16 protein-coding genes are annotated in these 14,607 nt (G+C 65.5%); 10 read left to right on the top strand and 6 right to left on the bottom strand.

The genetic code is table 11. From position 1 onward, the window contains the following. Window positions 1–84 precede the first annotated feature (84 nt). Window positions 85–2,130: a DUF7997 domain-containing protein gene (locus tag NDI89_RS15105; protein ID WP_277522554.1), complete on the bottom strand. Its 2,046-nt coding sequence runs from the start codon at window positions 2,128–2,130 to the stop codon at window positions 85–87. 175 nt (window positions 2,131–2,305) lie between these two features. On the opposite strand from NDI89_RS15105, the gene NDI89_RS15100 reads away from it, so the two are divergent. Next, window positions 2,306–3,364 (top strand): TrmB family transcriptional regulator, encoded by a 1,059-nt coding sequence (locus NDI89_RS15100; RefSeq protein ID WP_277522552.1) that lies wholly within the window; start codon window positions 2,306–2,308, stop codon window positions 3,362–3,364. A 132-nt stretch (window positions 3,365–3,496) separates the two neighbouring features. Next, the gene (locus NDI89_RS15095) at window positions 3,497–4,645 is read left to right on the top strand and encodes a S1C family serine protease (RefSeq protein ID WP_277522551.1); all 1,149 of its coding nucleotides are present in this window, start codon (window positions 3,497–3,499) and stop codon (window positions 4,643–4,645) included. A gap of 90 nt (window positions 4,646–4,735) precedes the next feature. Here the strand turns inward: NDI89_RS15095 and NDI89_RS15090 are convergent, their stop codons facing one another. Then, window positions 4,736–4,954, bottom strand: coding sequence for a hypothetical protein (locus NDI89_RS15090; protein WP_277522549.1), 219 nt, complete (start codon window positions 4,952–4,954; stop codon window positions 4,736–4,738). 168 nt (window positions 4,955–5,122) lie between these two features. On the opposite strand from NDI89_RS15090, the gene NDI89_RS15085 reads away from it, so the two are divergent. From NDI89_RS15085 to NDI89_RS15075, 3 genes are all read left to right on the top strand, one after another. Continuing rightward, window positions 5,123–5,302 carry a protein translocase SEC61 complex subunit gamma gene (locus tag NDI89_RS15085; RefSeq protein ID WP_226006820.1) on the top strand — a complete coding sequence of 60 codons (180 nt, stop codon included), beginning with the start codon at window positions 5,123–5,125 and terminating at the stop codon, window positions 5,300–5,302. After that, a complete protein-coding gene (locus tag NDI89_RS15080) occupies window positions 5,302–5,739 on the top strand; it encodes a transcription elongation factor Spt5 (protein ID WP_226006821.1) in 438 nt (145 codons plus the stop codon). The genes NDI89_RS15085 and NDI89_RS15080 overlap by 1 nt, the downstream gene beginning before the upstream one ends. 222 nt (window positions 5,740–5,961) lie before the next feature. Continuing rightward, window positions 5,962–6,768 (top strand): alpha/beta hydrolase, encoded by an 807-nt coding sequence (locus NDI89_RS15075; protein ID WP_277522546.1) that lies wholly within the window; start codon window positions 5,962–5,964, stop codon window positions 6,766–6,768. 87 nt (window positions 6,769–6,855) lie between these two features. Here the strand turns inward: NDI89_RS15075 and NDI89_RS15070 are convergent, their stop codons facing one another. Beyond that, window positions 6,856–7,143: a DUF7565 family protein gene (locus NDI89_RS15070; RefSeq protein ID WP_226006823.1), complete on the bottom strand. Its 288-nt coding sequence runs from the start codon at window positions 7,141–7,143 to the stop codon at window positions 6,856–6,858. A 111-nt stretch (window positions 7,144–7,254) separates the two neighbouring features. On the opposite strand from NDI89_RS15070, the gene NDI89_RS15065 reads away from it, so the two are divergent. The 3 genes from NDI89_RS15065 to NDI89_RS15055 all read left to right on the top strand — a co-directional run bounded on the left by NDI89_RS15065 (window position 7,255) and on the right by NDI89_RS15055 (window position 9,906). Further along, window positions 7,255–7,683, top strand: a complete 429-nt coding sequence (locus NDI89_RS15065) for a hypothetical protein (RefSeq protein ID WP_277522544.1) — start codon at window positions 7,255–7,257, stop codon at window positions 7,681–7,683. A 37-nt stretch (window positions 7,684–7,720) separates the two neighbouring features. Then, on the top strand, window positions 7,721–8,473 hold the full coding sequence (locus tag NDI89_RS15060; RefSeq protein ID WP_277522968.1) for a PHP domain-containing protein: 753 nt from the start codon (window positions 7,721–7,723) through the stop codon (window positions 8,471–8,473). A 209-nt stretch (window positions 8,474–8,682) separates the two neighbouring features. Next, complete coding sequence (locus NDI89_RS15055; RefSeq protein WP_277522542.1) at window positions 8,683–9,906, top strand: mandelate racemase/muconate lactonizing enzyme family protein; 1,224 nt, start codon at window positions 8,683–8,685, stop codon at window positions 9,904–9,906. A 1-nt stretch (window position 9,907) separates the two neighbouring features. Here NDI89_RS15055 and NDI89_RS15050 read toward each other — a convergent pair whose 3' ends face one another. Genes NDI89_RS15050 through NDI89_RS15040 form a run of 3 tightly spaced genes read right to left on the bottom strand, consistent with a single transcriptional unit; the run spans window position 9,908 to window position 12,594 of the window. Further along, window positions 9,908–10,384, bottom strand: coding sequence for a Mut7-C RNAse domain-containing protein (locus NDI89_RS15050; RefSeq protein ID WP_277522540.1), 477 nt, complete (start codon window positions 10,382–10,384; stop codon window positions 9,908–9,910). An 18-nt stretch (window positions 10,385–10,402) separates the two neighbouring features. After that, complete coding sequence (gene polX, locus NDI89_RS15045; protein WP_277522538.1) at window positions 10,403–12,154, bottom strand: DNA polymerase/3'-5' exonuclease PolX; 1,752 nt, start codon at window positions 12,152–12,154, stop codon at window positions 10,403–10,405. After that, window positions 12,154–12,594: a DUF5788 family protein gene (locus NDI89_RS15040; protein ID WP_277522535.1), complete on the bottom strand. Its 441-nt coding sequence runs from the start codon at window positions 12,592–12,594 to the stop codon at window positions 12,154–12,156. The genes polX and NDI89_RS15040 overlap by 1 nt, the downstream gene beginning before the upstream one ends. A 172-nt stretch (window positions 12,595–12,766) precedes the next feature. Here NDI89_RS15040 and NDI89_RS15035 point away from each other — a divergent pair, with 172 nt between their 5' ends. Together NDI89_RS15035 and NDI89_RS15030 are read left to right on the top strand one after the other, a co-directional pair. Next, entirely contained in the window at window positions 12,767–13,705 is a 939-nt protein-coding gene (locus NDI89_RS15035) for a rhomboid family intramembrane serine protease (protein ID WP_277522533.1), read from the top strand. A 62-nt stretch (window positions 13,706–13,767) separates the two neighbouring features. Next, window positions 13,768–14,559 carry an endonuclease V gene (locus NDI89_RS15030; protein WP_277522531.1) on the top strand — a complete coding sequence of 264 codons (792 nt, stop codon included), beginning with the start codon at window positions 13,768–13,770 and terminating at the stop codon, window positions 14,557–14,559. Window positions 14,560–14,607 lie beyond the last annotated feature (48 nt).

The following is a 14,607-nucleotide window of genomic DNA, read 5'->3' as shown; positions in this document are numbered from 1 at the left end:
CGAGGTTGCGCTCTCGAACTGCCGCTATCGCCCGTTCTATCGTCCCGAAAGAACCAGTGGCCGAGCGACAGCGCTGCCCCGTCGTTACTCCCGGAGTTGCGGACGGGTTTCGGTATCCGCCAGCGCTGACGTCCCCGTCGATTCCAGCGCGCTCGCCGTCGCGAGCCGGATCGCGTGGGGCCACCCGAGCGGCGTCGCGCTGTCGGCCGTGCCGTCGTCGAACACTTGCTCGGGGAGGTACCCGCCGGGTCGACGGAGGGGACCGCCGGGACCGACGAGCGCCAGCAGCGTCCGACCGCGCTCTTCGAACGCCTGCGCCTCCTCGGTTCGACCGTGTGCTGCCAGTAGCTCACTCAGCGAGACGGCGGCATTGGCTCCCCACGCCGTCGTCACCGTCCAGATCTTTGCCGCGTTCTGATCGCGCACTCGCCACGGGTCGCCCTCGAACCGAGCGAGGCCCTCGACCGGACCCTCCGGGTTCCGATAGAGTTCGTCGAGGGTCGTCTCGACGTGAGAGACCAACCGATCGAGCCGCTCGTCGTCGACGTCCTCGAGCGCATCGTACTCGCGGTGGGCGGAGACCAGCGCGAGCGTGCTCCCGTCGATCCGGTCGTCCACGTCGCCGTCTGCCGTCCGCATGGCGTAGATCCCGCGTTCGGGGACCCAGAGGTCGTCGAGGCTCTCGTAGACGGACCGGGCGTTCTCGCGCGCCCGCGCCGCGAGCGCGTCGTCGATCGGTGCCCGGGCGATCGCGGCGTACGCCTCGAGGAACGTCGCCGCGGTGTGTGCGAACCGGCCGGTCATGTTCTCCCAGGCGTTCTGGACCCGGACGGGCAGGCCGTCGGCCGCGAGGGAGTCGTCCAGTCCGTCGAGGGCGGCAGCGAGCGTTTCCCGCACCCGCTCGTCGGTCTGATCGACGTGACGGAGAGATGCGGCCAGATAGGCCGCGACGCTCGCGGTCTGGTCGGCCTGATACTCTTCGGAGTCACCCTCCTCGATTCGGCCGTGAGCCCACCCGGGTGCGAGGTCGCCGTTAGACGGCCACACACGGTGGGGCCAGGTCCCGTCCGACAGCTGCGTTTCGATGTAAAATTGGGCGCTCTTCGCGTGCCACTCCTCGAGGCCGAGTCCGAGCCGCCGATCGGCGTCGAGCAGGAACCGGGAGATTTCGGCGTCGTCGCGGAACCAGGTGTAGCCGTAGCCGCCGGAGTACCGGTAGAACGGATCGAATTCGGGGCCCGCAATTCGGGCACCCGTCGGCGCGCGCAAGAGCGCGAGCGCGCGGAGATCAGCGACTCCCCCTTCGATTCCGTGATCGGGGTCGGGAAGGCGATCCCGGGCCTGCTCGCGGCCAGCCTCGAGTATCGCTTCCAGATCGGCGTACTCGGCCGCAGCGGTTCGAACCCGTTCGAGCGCATCGGCCCGGTCACCGCCGTCGGAGAGTAGCGTCACGATAGTCGCGTCCGGGGACGTCTCCGTCAGTTCGATTTCGCCCAGTACGATCGGACTGAGGCGGGCCTCCTCGTAGCGGTCGTCGGTCGGTGACCGCGGAAAGTCGGCCGGTTCCGTCGCGAGTAACTCCGCGAACCGCTCGGGGACCTGCCCGGTCACGGAGAGTTCGGCCGAGGCCGCGAGGAAATCGTGTTCGGTGTCGTGGTGAATCTCGATGGCATCGCCGTGCCAGAGCTGCCCGATCCGGCCCGCCCGCCCCTCCGGAGCGAATCCGAGGCAGGCGTGCAGGCTGCCGTCGTCGCCCCCCGTTCCCTCCTCGAGCGCGAAGTGAGTCAGGTGGAGCCGCCCGATCGTGAGGTCGTACTGGACGCAGGTCGATTCGCCGACGGTGTGGGTCGTCTCGACGACAGCCGTCTCTTCAACGTAGTGCTGGTCAGTGTCGCCGCTCTCGAACCAGTGGACGTCACCGTCGCGCTCGAGCCCGAATCGGGAGCGTTCGATACCGGTCAGACCGGACAGGGGGTAGGAGTAGTCCCTGACCGAACCGTCCCGCGAAACGTGGACGAGCCGCTCGTCGAGGCCGGAGAAGAGCCCCGTCGTCGACCGTCGCTCGCCGGGAAACCGCTGTGGGTCCCCCTGCGAGCGCTTGAAGTCGTTGAGGGCACCGTGTAGTTCCATCGTTCTCTCAGATCAGGTCCGGGGCAATAAACTTTGTTGAAAAATTTATTCCCACTTTTCGGCGTCCCCGAGATCGCTGCTCGCCGCATCGGGTCGGATCTCCGTCAGCTCGAGGGGGTGGTCGGACCGAGCATATTTTACAACGACCGCTCAATCAGTCACGTACTGACCATCTATGGACGACGACGAGCTCGCCGGGTTGCTCGAGCGATTCGGACTGTCGGAGAAAGAGACGGACACCTACCTCGCGATCCTCGAACACGGGGAGTCGAAAGCCAGCACGATCGCCGACGCCGCCGACGTCTCCAAGCGGTACGTCTACAGCATCAGCGAGGAACTGGAAGAGCGCGGGTTCGCGGAAGTCGACGATCACTCGGTACCGACGCTGATTCGGCCCGTCGAGCCCGAAACCGTGATCGAACGACTCACGCACAGCGTCGAGGAGATCGAACCGGAGCTGCAATCGCGGTACACGACGACCGAGCGCTCGGGCGAGCAGTTCGAGGTGATCAAGTCCCGTCAGACGGTACTCAAGCGAATCGAGACGCTGCTCTCGAACGCCGAAACGGAAGTGACCCTCTCCCTGCCGGCGGAGATCCTCCCGCGAATCCGATCGACGCTCGAGGAGACGGTCGATCGGGGCGTCCTCGTCCTCCTCCTGCTGGGCGCGACCGAGGGCGATCAGGACATCGCGTCGCTGGCCGGAACGGCCAGCACGGTCCGTACCTGGGACGCGCTCGTGCCGACGATGCTGACTGTCGACGGCCGTCACGGGCTGCTCGCCCCGAGCCAGATACTGACGACTTCCACGAGCGATACGCGGGCGATCTCGCTCTCTCAAGACCAGTTAGTGCCCGTTCTCGCCGGATCCTTCCTGGCGAATTACTGGCCGACCGCCGAAGAGCGATACGTTACCACGCCCCGCGACCTCCCCTGTACCTACGAGGGATTCCGAAACGCGGTCTTCCAGATCGCTCTCCATCGAGCGACGGATACGCGGATCGAAGCGTCGGTTACCGGTTCCGCGGTCGGCGAGCGGGACCTCCCGTCGTCGCTCTCCGGCGAGGTCGTCGACGTCCGCCAGAGTCTCGTCCGACCGGTCACGTCGACGCTGCCGATCGAGAACGCGTTCGAACTCGAGGTCGACGGCGAGCGCTACACCATCGGTGGGACCGGTGCGTTCCTGGAGGACTACGAGGCCGAGTCGGTCACTATTCGGGAACTCGAGGAGTGAAATCCCCCGACACGAAGTCTTTCCCACGAGAGTACACGTGATTCCTACGAGCGGACACCTACCCGGACGGAGTGCACCCGACTGCTGCTGGTAATCGTTTTATCCCGTTCGTCGGGGTGGGAGTGGAGCGTAATGGCAGATCCAGACCGATGCACTCGGAGACACGTATTGCGCGCCGCCGGAGCCGCCACGGCGCTCGGGATCGGCGGGACCGGAGTCGGCACGGCACAGAACGAAACCGACGGCTCGAGCGACGCCGGGCAGAACGGAGAGGCCGACGGTGACGCTCTCGATAGCCCGTACACGGAGACGTATCGCAACACGATCGACTCCGTCGTCCTGGTCACCGTCGCTCCGACGGGTATCGGTCGCGGCGGCGGGGGACTCGGTTCCGGATTCGTCATCGACGAACAGCACATCGTCACTAACAACCACGTCGTCCAGGGTGCCAGCGAGGGCGGTATCGAAATCCAGTTCAACAATCAGGAGTGGCGGACCGCGTCGGTCGTCGGGGCGGACGCATACAGCGACCTCGCCGTCCTGCGGGTCGAGGACATGCCAGACATCGCCGCCGGACTCTCCCTCGTCGACTCCGAACCCGCCATCGGCCAGGAGGTGCTCGCGATCGGCAACCCCCTCGGACTCAACGCCTCGGTCTCGCAGGGAATCGTCAGCGGCGTCGATCGGGTACTGCCCAGTCCCGCCGGGACCTCGATCCCAGCCACTATCCAGACGGACGCGCCGATCAATCCGGGCAACAGCGGGGGTCCGTTAGTCAACCTCGAGGGAGAGGTGATCGGCGTCGTCTTCGCAGGTGCCGACCAGACGATCGGATTCGCGATCTCGGCCCGCCTCGCGAACCGGGTCGTCTCCGCGCTACTCGAGGACGGCTCGTACGAACACCCGTATATGGGTGTGGGCGTGATTCCCGTCGGACCGGACATCGCCGATGCGATCGGCCTCGAAGAAGCAATCGGCGTGCTGGTCGGAGAGGTCGTTCCGAACGCACCGGCGGACGGCGTCCTCCAACCCGCCCAGCGCGGCCAACCGTCGAGCGGTGACGTGATCGTCGCCGTCGACGGGCAGGCGGTGACGACTCAGGCACAGCTCCAGTCGTATCTCGCGCTCCAGACCTCGCCCGGCGATACGATCGAACTCGAGGTCGTTCGGGACGGCGAACGGCAAACGGTCGAACTGACGCTCGCTTCACGGCAGGAGTTCGAGCGGCCCCAGCCGCCCATCGGTGGCGAACCGGGCCCACGACCGCCGATCAGGCCGTAATCGGTGCCCGGCGACAGCGTCCGGATCCGTCGAGTACGCCGAGATAGACGCGGCCCACCGGGGGCGGTCGCCGTCGCTTCCGTGACCGTCTCAATTCTCCTCGGCCGTCTCTCCGTCCGTTTCGTCCGGCTCCTCCTCGAGGTCCTCGAGATCCTCGGCGTCCTCGCGCGGCGCGTTCTGCGTCCCGAGATCGTCGTCTCCCTCATCGACCTCGTCGGGGTCGCGGTCGATCCGCTCGAGTTCGTCCTCGATTTCTGCCTCTCGTTCCGCTTCGCGCTCGGTCGCCCTGTCGGTATCGTCTTCGGCCATGAATCCGGCTTCGGCGTCGCTCGGTTTGGGCTCGGGGCCGTCGAGTGCAACGTGGCTATCGACCGCGCTCGCGGCGTCCTCGAGCGGCGGTGACGGGGCGGTGATGGCAGTCGTCGTTGCGGGGACACGAAAGACAGATAAAAGACCCTACGCTGTGAATAGACAGACATGGACGTTCCGTACGACCTCACCTCGTACATCCGGGTGTTGAAAATGGCGACGACACCCACTACTGAGGAGTTCCTCCAGGTGTCGAAAATCGCCGGTGCAGGGGTCCTTCTGGTCGGACTCATCGGATTCCTGATCGGCGCGATTATGCTGTTCCTGACGAGCGGTGGTGGCATCTAATGGGCATCTTCGCTGTCAAAACGACGGCGAGCCAGGAGCGCACCGTCGCGGACATGATCATCAACCGCGAGGAGGCGGAGATTCACGCCGCGCTCGCTCCCGACTCGCTGACATCCTACGTGATGGTCGAGGCCGAGGGCGACGCCGTCCTCAATCGCGTCCTCGAGGACATTCCCCACGCGCGGAGTATCGTTCCCGGCGAGTCGGACATCTCGGAGGTCGAGCACTTCCTCTCGCCGAAGCCGGACGTCGAGGGGATCGCCGAGGGAGACATCGTCGAACTCATTGCGGGCCCGTTCAAGGGCGAGAAAGCGCAGGTCCAGCGGATCGACGAGGGCAAAGATCAGGTGACGGTCGAACTGTACGAGGCGACCGTCCCGATTCCCGTGACGGTGCGCGGGGACCAGATTCGCGTGCTGGACAGTGACGAACGGTAGTTCGTCGGACCATGCGAGCGGGTGCGACGCGCCCGCGTACTGACCTTAACGAGCACTAAGCGTCCGTTCTCCGGAAGACATCTCACTTCGTTTCACGACCGACGAGTTCCGGCTGAACGTGTTCCACGCCGTTTATAAAATAACTAGTTTACAACGTGAAAGAAATTTATATGTCCGTGTGGAACAATGTGGTGTTCGCCATCACGAAGCGAACGACAACCGATGACATTCGACAGACAACGTGATTCGGCTGCGGGGAACAGCGATACCACGAACGACGTCTCGAGACGAGGGCTCCTCCGGACCACGGCAACGGCGGTCGTCGCGGGCACTGGGCTGAGCGTCGCGTCGGGATCGGTAGCGGCCGACACCGACGAGATCATGGAGGTCGACTTCCGCGGCGGAGTGCCACCGATTTCGGACGCGCCGCAGGGAGAAGACGAGGTCGTGTTCGTCGTCCACGGCTACACGGGGTCGTCCGACAGCGTCGCCGGAGCGGAAACGTTCCAGCAAACCGCCAGAAGCGTCGGCTACACCGAAACCGTAACTGCCGTGACCTGGGACGATAGCGGGCTCCCGTGGTCGGCCGAAGATAGCGCCCGGGAGACCGGCGACCTGTTCGCCGGGTGGCTCGAGGACTACACGAACGCGAACCCGGACACGACGATCCGCATCCTCGGACACTCCATGGGCGGGATCGTCCAGATGGAAACGCTGGCGGCGATCGACGGCGCGTTTACGGTCGACACGGCAGACAGTATCGGCTCCTACGAAGAGTCGGACGCTCCCTGCGAATGCGGCGACTTCTACGATGCGATTCGGGACTCCGCCGGCGAGGTACACAACTACTACTCGACAAACGACTGGATCGCGAAGCTCGGCGGCGGACCGGCCGACTGCAGCGGCTGGTACTGTGACGATACCCTCCCGGACAACTACGAGGACGTCGACGTGAGCGATTCGGTTTCGGGCCACTCGGCGTACAAGGAGAGCGCGGGCTGCGTGTCGAAAATCGTCGACAACTACTAAGCACCGCGAGCGGCTGCCCGTAGTGTCGAAATCGGGAAATATTCCGAGAGCGAGACCGGCGTCGATAGCGGTACCGCCGACCGAACGCTACCGTTTCAGTTCCGTCGCGATCGCCTGCATGTCCGCGACCGACGCGACCTCCTCGAGCAGCTCTTCGCGTTCGCGAACTTCCTCGGAGCTGGCACCGTACGCGCGGACGTATTCGGCGCGGCTGTGTTCCGTGAAGGCGTGGCGGATCGCGAGATAGCCGTCGGGGACGACGGTACCACAGACTTCGCACTCTCGTCGCTGGTGCTCCGTCGCCTGATGGACGACGGCTGACTCGACGTCCTCGAAGACCGCTCCACAGCCGTCGATCCCGCATTCCCAGGCCATTCGATACTGTCACTCGAACGGCCGCCCTAATGATCTTTTCGCAGCGACGGCTATCAGCCAGAACACACGTGCCCGATACGGTTTCGGTCGTCGCCGCCGTCGGTCTGCAGTATGCCGGCGACAAACAGGTCGAAACTTGCCGCGTTCGATGCCGATGCGGTCCGACGGACCGTTCAGGACACGGTTTCCGGGCCGCTGCTTACGTTCTGTGAGTACGATACGGAATCGTTCCGGCCGCTCTACGTCGACGATCGGACGATCTCGATGTACGACAGTCGGGACGCGATGCTCGAGCACTTCGAGCGGATCCACACGCACGTCCACATGGACTTCATGCAGAGCGAACTCTTCAAGAACACGCTGTTTCCGGACGCGGAGCGCGTCGAGTACGTCACCACCGCGATGGACTTCCTGAAGGTCCTCCGGGTGTACATCGACGACGACGGCCTCTTCATCGCGATCGAACCCGACGAACCCGTCGTTCCGATCGTCGATGCGATCAAGGCGACTCTCGAGTGGCCACCAAATCAGAATTCATAACTCGGGTGTCCCAAAAGGAACTCTCGTGACCGATGGAGTGACGTTCCGAGTCGACTGTCACGTGAAGGTGCTCGACGACACGATCGTCGAACGAGCCAAGCGAGCTGGCCTCGACGCGCTCGTGTACGCACCGCACTTCGTTCGCCTCCCCGAGGTTCGCGAGCGCGCGGCGTCGTACTCCGACGGAGACCTGCTGGTGATCCCCGGCCGCGAGGTGTTCACCGGCACGTGGCGGAACCGCAAACACGTCCTCGCGATCGGCCTCGAAGATCCGGTTCCGGACTTCATTACGCTCGAAGCGGCGATGGCCGAGTTCGATCGGCAGGACGCGACCGTGCTGGTCCCGCATCCGGAGTTCGCGAACGTGAGCCTCTCCGAACGAGACCTCCGGACGTACGCGGAGACGGTCGACGCGATCGAAATTTTCAATCCCCGTCACTTTCCGTCGAACAATCGCCGTGCGCGCGAACTCGCCGACACCCTCTCGATCCCGCCGTTTACGTCCTCGTACGCACACCTCCCGCGATCCGTCGGCATCGCTCACACCGTGTTCGAGTCGCGGATCGACGGCGAGGCGGACCTCTTGACTGCGTTCGGGAACGGCGCCGCCCGGCGCGTCGTCTACGACAACGGCCTCGATCGGTGGGGAACGACCGCCGCGGAGCTCGGCCACCTCGTCTACGAAAACACCTGGAAGAAGGTCGATCGCCTCTTTCTCTCGGGAACGGAGCCGACCCATCCCCACCACATCGCCTACGACGGTCGATTCGATGACGTCGCCGTCTACTGAAGACGGTCCGGAAATGCTGTTCTGAGACGCTCCGTCCGCTCTCTCGACCGATCGCCGCCGATCGAGGGAGGGCGAACCGATCGCCGCCCGATCGGAAGATACACGTGGTAACGAATGGCACCATCTGTAACTATGAGTTCGACTCGCTATCTCCCCGCGAACGCGTACAATGGTATCACCGACGGAACTCGCCGGGGAGTTGATCGGCAGTGAGGGACTTCTCGAATCACGCGACGGATCGTCCTGCAGACCACGACGTCGAAATCACCGGGATCGAATCGGCCGTCGTCGAGGGGAACTTCGAGTGGAATCTCGTGGCAGTCCACACCGACGCGGGCGTGACGGGGATCGGCGAGGCGTATCGCGGCGGTGGCGTCCCCGAACTCGTCGAGTACGCGAACCGGTTCCTCGTCGGTGAAAACCCGCTGGACGTCGAACGCCTGTTCCGGTACATCGTTCAGGAGATGTCGGGACACGGGGGAACGACCGGCAAGGTCGTCACCGCCGCCTCGGGCATCGAAATCGCGCTGTGGGACGCCGCCGGCAAGATCCTGGGGCTGCCGGTGTATCAGCTCCTCGGCTCCCGGTATCGCGATCGAATCCGAATCTACTGCGATTGCCACGCCGGCGAAGCGTACGCGGTCGACGACGGGGGTTTCACCGAGTACGCCGACGCCGAGGCGTACACGCCCGAGGCCTACGCAGCGGAGGCCGAGCGCGTCGTCGACATGGGGTTCGACGCGATCAAGTTCGACCTCGACATGGAACGGGACAACGACCCGGACCCCTACAACGGGCGGCTGACGAACGCCGCGTTGGCTCACAAGGTCGACGTCGTCGCCGCCGTTCGCGACGCGATCGGCGACGAGATCGACCTCGCCTTCGACTGCCACTGGGACTACACCGTCGAGAGCGCGACCCGCCTCGCGCGGAAGCTCGAGCCCTACGACCTCATGTGGCTCGAGGACGTCGTTCCCCCGGAGGAAACGAAGGCCCAACGCGAGGTCGCCCGCCGAACCGAGACGCCGCTCGCCACCGGCGAAAATCGATTTCGCATCCACGAGCTGAGCGAACTGATCGACGAGTACGCGGTGGACGTGATCACGCCGGATCCGACCACCTGCGGCGGACTCGCGGAGTCCAAACGAATCGCCCAACGCGCCGAGGAGCGCTACATCCCGTTCTCGCCGCACAACGTCTGTAGCCCGGTCGGAACGATGGCCTGCGTGCACCTCTGTGCGACCGTTCCCAACGCCGACGTGCTGGAGTACCACGCGCTCGAGGTCGACTGGTGGGACGACCTGCTCGAACGCGACGCGCCGCTGATCGACGACGGCCACATCGACGTTCCGACGGAGCCGGGGCTCGGTATCGAACTCGACGAGGCGGTCCTCGAGGAGCACCTGCTGCCCGGAACCGACGGCTTCGAGTGAGCTACGATTCGTCCGTCGACTCCCCACCCCGCGTTCGAATCCGAGAGAGGGTCTTCTCCACCCGCTCCCAGTGGCTCCCGCGCCAGAAGTACTGTCCGCAGTCCCGGCAGCGCCACGTCTCGACCGCCGCGGGATCGGGCGCGTAGTCCGGCGTCGATTCCGTCGGATCGACAGCCCCGAGCGGGCCGTTACACCGGCCACAGAACTCGGGCTCGGCCGCCAGCGTGAGGTCGACTCCCGCCGCGTCGAGCGCGGCGAGTTGGGCCTCGACGTCGCGTGACTCGAGGAGGATCGGCTCGTCCGCGCGACTCGCGAGGTCGACGTCTCGCGTGACGATCGTCCGGCGTTCGTCCCGAGCGACGGCGAGCAGGTCGTCGTCGGCCTCGAGCCCGCGGTCTCCCGCGTAGACGGTGTCGTGGTTGCACATCCGCAGGTAGGAGTCGAGTCCGCCACACATGACGTCGAGGATGAGGCGCACGAGGCAGTCCCAAGCGGGTTAGTGGAGGAACTCGCGCAGCTCCGCGAGCTCCCACGCGTTGATCACGTCGGCCGGTTCGGCCCAGCCGCGGCGCGCGGTGTGGACGCCCCAGCGCATGTACTCGAGCGTCGACGGCTGGTGTGAGTCGGTGTTGATCGCGATGGCGGCACCCTCTTCGAGGGCGGCCTGGACGGCGCTGCCCCACAGGTCGAGGCGGTGGGGATTGCTGTTGACCTCGAGTGCGGTGTCGTGTTCCGCGGCAGCCTTCCCCAGCGCGCTCGCGTCGAACTCGAGCCCGGACCGCTCGTTGAGCATGCGGCCGCTGGGATGGCCCAGTACGTCGACTGCGGGGTTCTCGACGGCGTGGACGAGCCGCTCGGTGGCGGTCTCCGCGTCCTGATCGAGCGCGCTGTGCGTCGAGGCGACGATCACGTCCAGCGCGTCGATCACCTCTTCGGAGAGTCCGATCTCGCCGTCGGCGTCCACGTTGGCCTCGATTCCAGCGAACACCTCGATATCCGCCGCGGCCGCGACCTCGCGGATTTCCTCGACCTGCTCGAGAATTTCGGTATCGGAGAGTCCCATCCCGCCGACGATACCGGGGCCTTCCGCGTGATCCGCGATCCCGAAGTAGTCGTAGCCCCGATCCGCCGCGGCCTCGACCATCGCCTCGATGGTCGTGTTGCCGTCCGACCACTCGGTGTGGCTGTGGAGATCGCCGCGGATGTCGTCGCGTGTGACGAGATCCGGTAAGTCACCGCTTTCGGCGGCGGCGATCTCGCCACGGTCCGTCCGGAGCTCCGGCGGAATCCACTGCAAGCCCAGCGCTTCGTACATTCCGGCCTCGGTTTCGCCCGCGACGCGGTCGCCGACGCGCTGGCCCGCATCGGGGTCATCGATCTCGCTCACGTCGAAGGCACCGTACTCGTTCAGCTTCATGTCGCGGTCGATCGCGTAGTTGCGCAGGGCGACGTTGTGGTCCTTGCTTCCCGTGAAGTACTGCAGCGCCGAGCCGAACTCCTCGGGGACCACCACGCGCAGGTCCACGCGGATCTCGCCGACGCGGATGCTGGCCTTTTCGGGACCGGACTCGATCTCGTCGTCGACCGAGTCCCACGCGACGAACTGCTCGACGACCGCCTCGCCGGCGTCCGTCGCGGCGAGCACGTCCACGTCGCCGATCGTCTCGCGCCACCGGCGGATCGAGCCCGCTACCTCACAGCGCTCGACCGCGTCGATCGACTCGAGGAACGCCAGTACGTCGTCAGCGAGCGGTCGCGCCTCACCGAGGAGTTGGCGCTGCCCGACGGTTCGCGCGAACTCGAGGTTCTCGAGGATGTTCTGCTCGGTTTTCGGCCCGAACCCCTTCACGTCCTGAATCTCGCCGGACTCGGCGGCCTCCTCGAGATCGTCCAGGCTCTGCACGCCGAGTTCGCGATAGAGCTTGCCCGCGGTCTTGGGGCCGACGCCCTCGATCCGCGTGATATCCGCGATGTCGATGGGCAGCTCGGCGCGGAGCTCCTCGAGCTCCTCGATCTCCCCGGTCTCGACGTATTCGACGATCTTCGAGGCGATGGCGTCGCCCACGCCGTCGATGTTCTCGACGGCCTCGCGGTCGCCGGCCTCGATCCGATCGGCGATCGGCGACGGGTACGAGCGGATGTTCTCGGCCGCGCGCCGGTACGCGCGGGGTTTGTACTCGACGTCGTCGGCCTCGAGCAGGTCGGCGAACTCCTCGAAGCGGCCGGCGATTTCGGCGTTGGTCGCCATCAGCGCCCCCTCCGTGCGCCGGCGTCGTCCTCCTGGCCGAGGGCCTTCTTCAGGAACGACATCCAGCGTTTCCGATCCTGGGCTTTCTGGACCTGCTGTTCGCGCTCGAGGTCCGTCGGCCCGAGGCTCTCGAGGGCGTTCAGCGCCCGGTCGATTCCGATGATGCTCTGGACGATCTGCTCGCCTTCCTCGCGGCTGATCGCCCCCTCTTCGATCCGCTCGAGTCGCTCGAGGCGCTCGCGTCGCAGGTTCTTCTTCGCCTGCTCGACGCGCTCGCGTTCGCCGGCGGGGACCGTTTCGCGGCGCTTGATCTCGAAGACGAACGTCCGGAGGTCGATCTCCTCCCCCTGGACCGCGATCGTCTCCGGGATGTCCGCACCGACGGTCGCGCCCTCGCGCTCGACGCGCTCGAGCAGTTGCTTGCGCTCGTACTCCTGCACACTCGAGTGTGGGGGACGGGGAGGCAAAAATGTACAGTCCCTGGCGGCGGTCGAGCAGACGGGGATCGCGTTCGATGACGCGCTCCCACCACTACTGAGTCGGTCGACCGATCCGAAAGAATCCCGCGAAAAATCCCAAATCCCTTAGCGACGCCGCACATACTCCCGCTCAATGGCCAAGTGCGACGTGTGTGGGAAAGACGAAAACATGCCGTACAACTGTCGGCACTGCGGCGGCACCTACTGTGCCGACCATCGGCTCCCCGAGAACCACGACTGCTCGGGGCTGCAAAACTGGAACGACCCGCAGGGCGTCTTCGACAGCGGCTTCGACGACGACGTGAATTCGGGCGGGAATACGTCTCGGGCCTCGAGTCTCGCCGACAAGGTCCCGATCGACACGGGGACGGGGGGCCCGCTGGCGTACTTCCGCGGGAACGCGACGTACACGTTCCTCGCGCTGATGTGGATCACGTTCTTCAGTCAACTCGTCGTCGGTGCCGTCTTCGGACCAGAACTGATGCAGACCCTGTTCGTCCTGCGGCCCTACTATCCGGAGTACGTCTGGACGTGGTTCACCTCGATCTTCGCACACGGCGGATTCTTCCACATCGTCTTCAACAGCATCGTGATATTCTTCTTCGGCCCGCTCGTCGAGCGGTACGTCGGGTCGCGAAAATTCGCGATTCTCTTCCTCGTGAGCGGTGCGCTCGCGGGCCTCGGTCAGATCAGTATCCAAATACTACAGTCCAGTACGGTCACACCGTTCACACAGGGTGTCGTCGGAGCGAGCGGTGCTGCACTCGCGCTTCTGGGCGTTCTAACGATCCTCAACCCCGATCTCAAGGTGTACATCTACTTCATTCTCCCCGTTCCGATCTGGGTCCTCACGGGAGGGTACGCAGTGTACAGCATTTTCTTCGTCAGTACCGGTGGTGGCGGGAACGTCGCCCACATGGCCCACCTCGTGGGTCTCGCGATCGGGCTCGCCTACGGACAGTACCTCAAACAGAACCGGAACGTCAGCGCACCGAACCGCCTCGAGTTCGGCGGCGGTGGCGGCCCCGGCGGTCCGGGTGGCCCCGGCGGTCCCGGACGCGGCCGGTTCTGACTCCCGACGGTTCCCGAAACCACGCAACTGATTTTCACACGGCGTCTATCATCCCCTAACCGATGAGCCATGCCCGTGCCGATCTCGCACCCGACGCCGCCCTCTCGCGCGGGGAGATGGAAGATCTCCAGCGCGAGATCGCCGACGTCGCCCTCTTCGAGGACGATTTTTCGTTCGACCCCAGTGCCCTCTCGAACCCGCTCGAGGCGACCGCGAGCGGAGCCGAACCGCCTATCGTCGTCGGGATCGACCAGTCGTTTCTCACGAACGACGACGGCGACCAGGACCGCGCCCTGAGCGCCGTCGTCGCGATGCGCGGGGGCGAAGTGATCGAGCGCGTGCACGCGGTGACGCCGCTCGAGATTCCCTACATCCCCGGCCTCCTCTCCTTTCGCGAGGGGGCACCGATTCTCGCCGCGCTCGAGGAGCTATCCGTCGATCCGGACCTCCTCTTGTTCGACGGCAGCGGCCGCATTCACTTCCGGCAGGCCGGAATCGCGACCCACATGGGCGTCGTCAGGGACGTGCCGAGCGTCGGCGTCGCGAAGAGCCTGCTCTGTGGCACGCCGGTCGAAGACACCGACGGTCTCCCGGCAGGGACGACGATCGGTATCGAGTCGAACGCTCGAGTCGACGCGCCAGACGGCACGCTGCTCGGCTACGCCGTCCAGACGCGCCAGTACGACTCGCCGAACCGGTACATCAATCCGCTCTACGTCAGCCCGGGCCACCGCGTCGGCCCCGAGACGGCGGCCGATATCGTCCTCGAGCTCGCCTCGTCGTACAAACTCCCGGAGCCGGTTCGACTGGCCGATCAGTACGCCGACGAAGCCAAGAAGAGCCTCGGCGAGTAGATCGCCCGTCGTTTCCAGCCGGACGACCATCCGCCTGCGGCGGGCGGG

Source organism: Natrinema salsiterrestre, assembly GCF_029502005.1.
GTDB classification, from domain to species: Archaea; Halobacteriota; Halobacteria; order Halobacteriales; family Natrialbaceae; genus Natrinema; species Natrinema salsiterrestre.
The sequence above is the reverse complement of the archived record's forward strand: the minus strand, read 5'-3'. Positions and strand labels throughout refer to the sequence as shown.

Excerpts from the sequence above, each read along its gene's own strand:
- NDI89_RS15105 (WP_277522554.1), bottom strand. The coding sequence starts at position 2,130 with ATGGAACTACACGGTGCCCTCAACGACTTCAAGCGCTCGCAGGGGGAC.
- NDI89_RS15100 (WP_277522552.1), top strand. The coding sequence starts at position 2,306 with ATGGACGACGACGAGCTCGCCGGGTTGCTCGAGCGATTCGGACTGTCG.
- NDI89_RS15095 (WP_277522551.1), top strand. The coding sequence starts at position 3,497 with ATGGCAGATCCAGACCGATGCACTCGGAGACACGTATTGCGCGCCGCC.
- NDI89_RS15090 (WP_277522549.1), bottom strand. The coding sequence starts at position 4,954 with ATGGCCGAAGACGATACCGACAGGGCGACCGAGCGCGAAGCGGAACGA.
- NDI89_RS15085 (WP_226006820.1), top strand. The coding sequence starts at position 5,123 with ATGGACGTTCCGTACGACCTCACCTCGTACATCCGGGTGTTGAAAATG.
- NDI89_RS15080 (WP_226006821.1), top strand. The coding sequence starts at position 5,302 with ATGGGCATCTTCGCTGTCAAAACGACGGCGAGCCAGGAGCGCACCGTC.
- NDI89_RS15075 (WP_277522546.1), top strand. The coding sequence starts at position 5,962 with ATGACATTCGACAGACAACGTGATTCGGCTGCGGGGAACAGCGATACC.
- NDI89_RS15070 (WP_226006823.1), bottom strand. The coding sequence starts at position 7,143 with ATGGCCTGGGAATGCGGGATCGACGGCTGTGGAGCGGTCTTCGAGGAC.
- NDI89_RS15065 (WP_277522544.1), top strand. The coding sequence starts at position 7,255 with ATGCCGGCGACAAACAGGTCGAAACTTGCCGCGTTCGATGCCGATGCG.
- polX (WP_277522538.1), bottom strand. The coding sequence starts at position 12,154 with ATGGCGACCAACGCCGAAATCGCCGGCCGCTTCGAGGAGTTCGCCGAC.
- NDI89_RS15035 (WP_277522533.1), top strand. The coding sequence starts at position 12,767 with ATGGCCAAGTGCGACGTGTGTGGGAAAGACGAAAACATGCCGTACAAC.
- NDI89_RS15030 (WP_277522531.1), top strand. The coding sequence starts at position 13,768 with ATGAGCCATGCCCGTGCCGATCTCGCACCCGACGCCGCCCTCTCGCGC.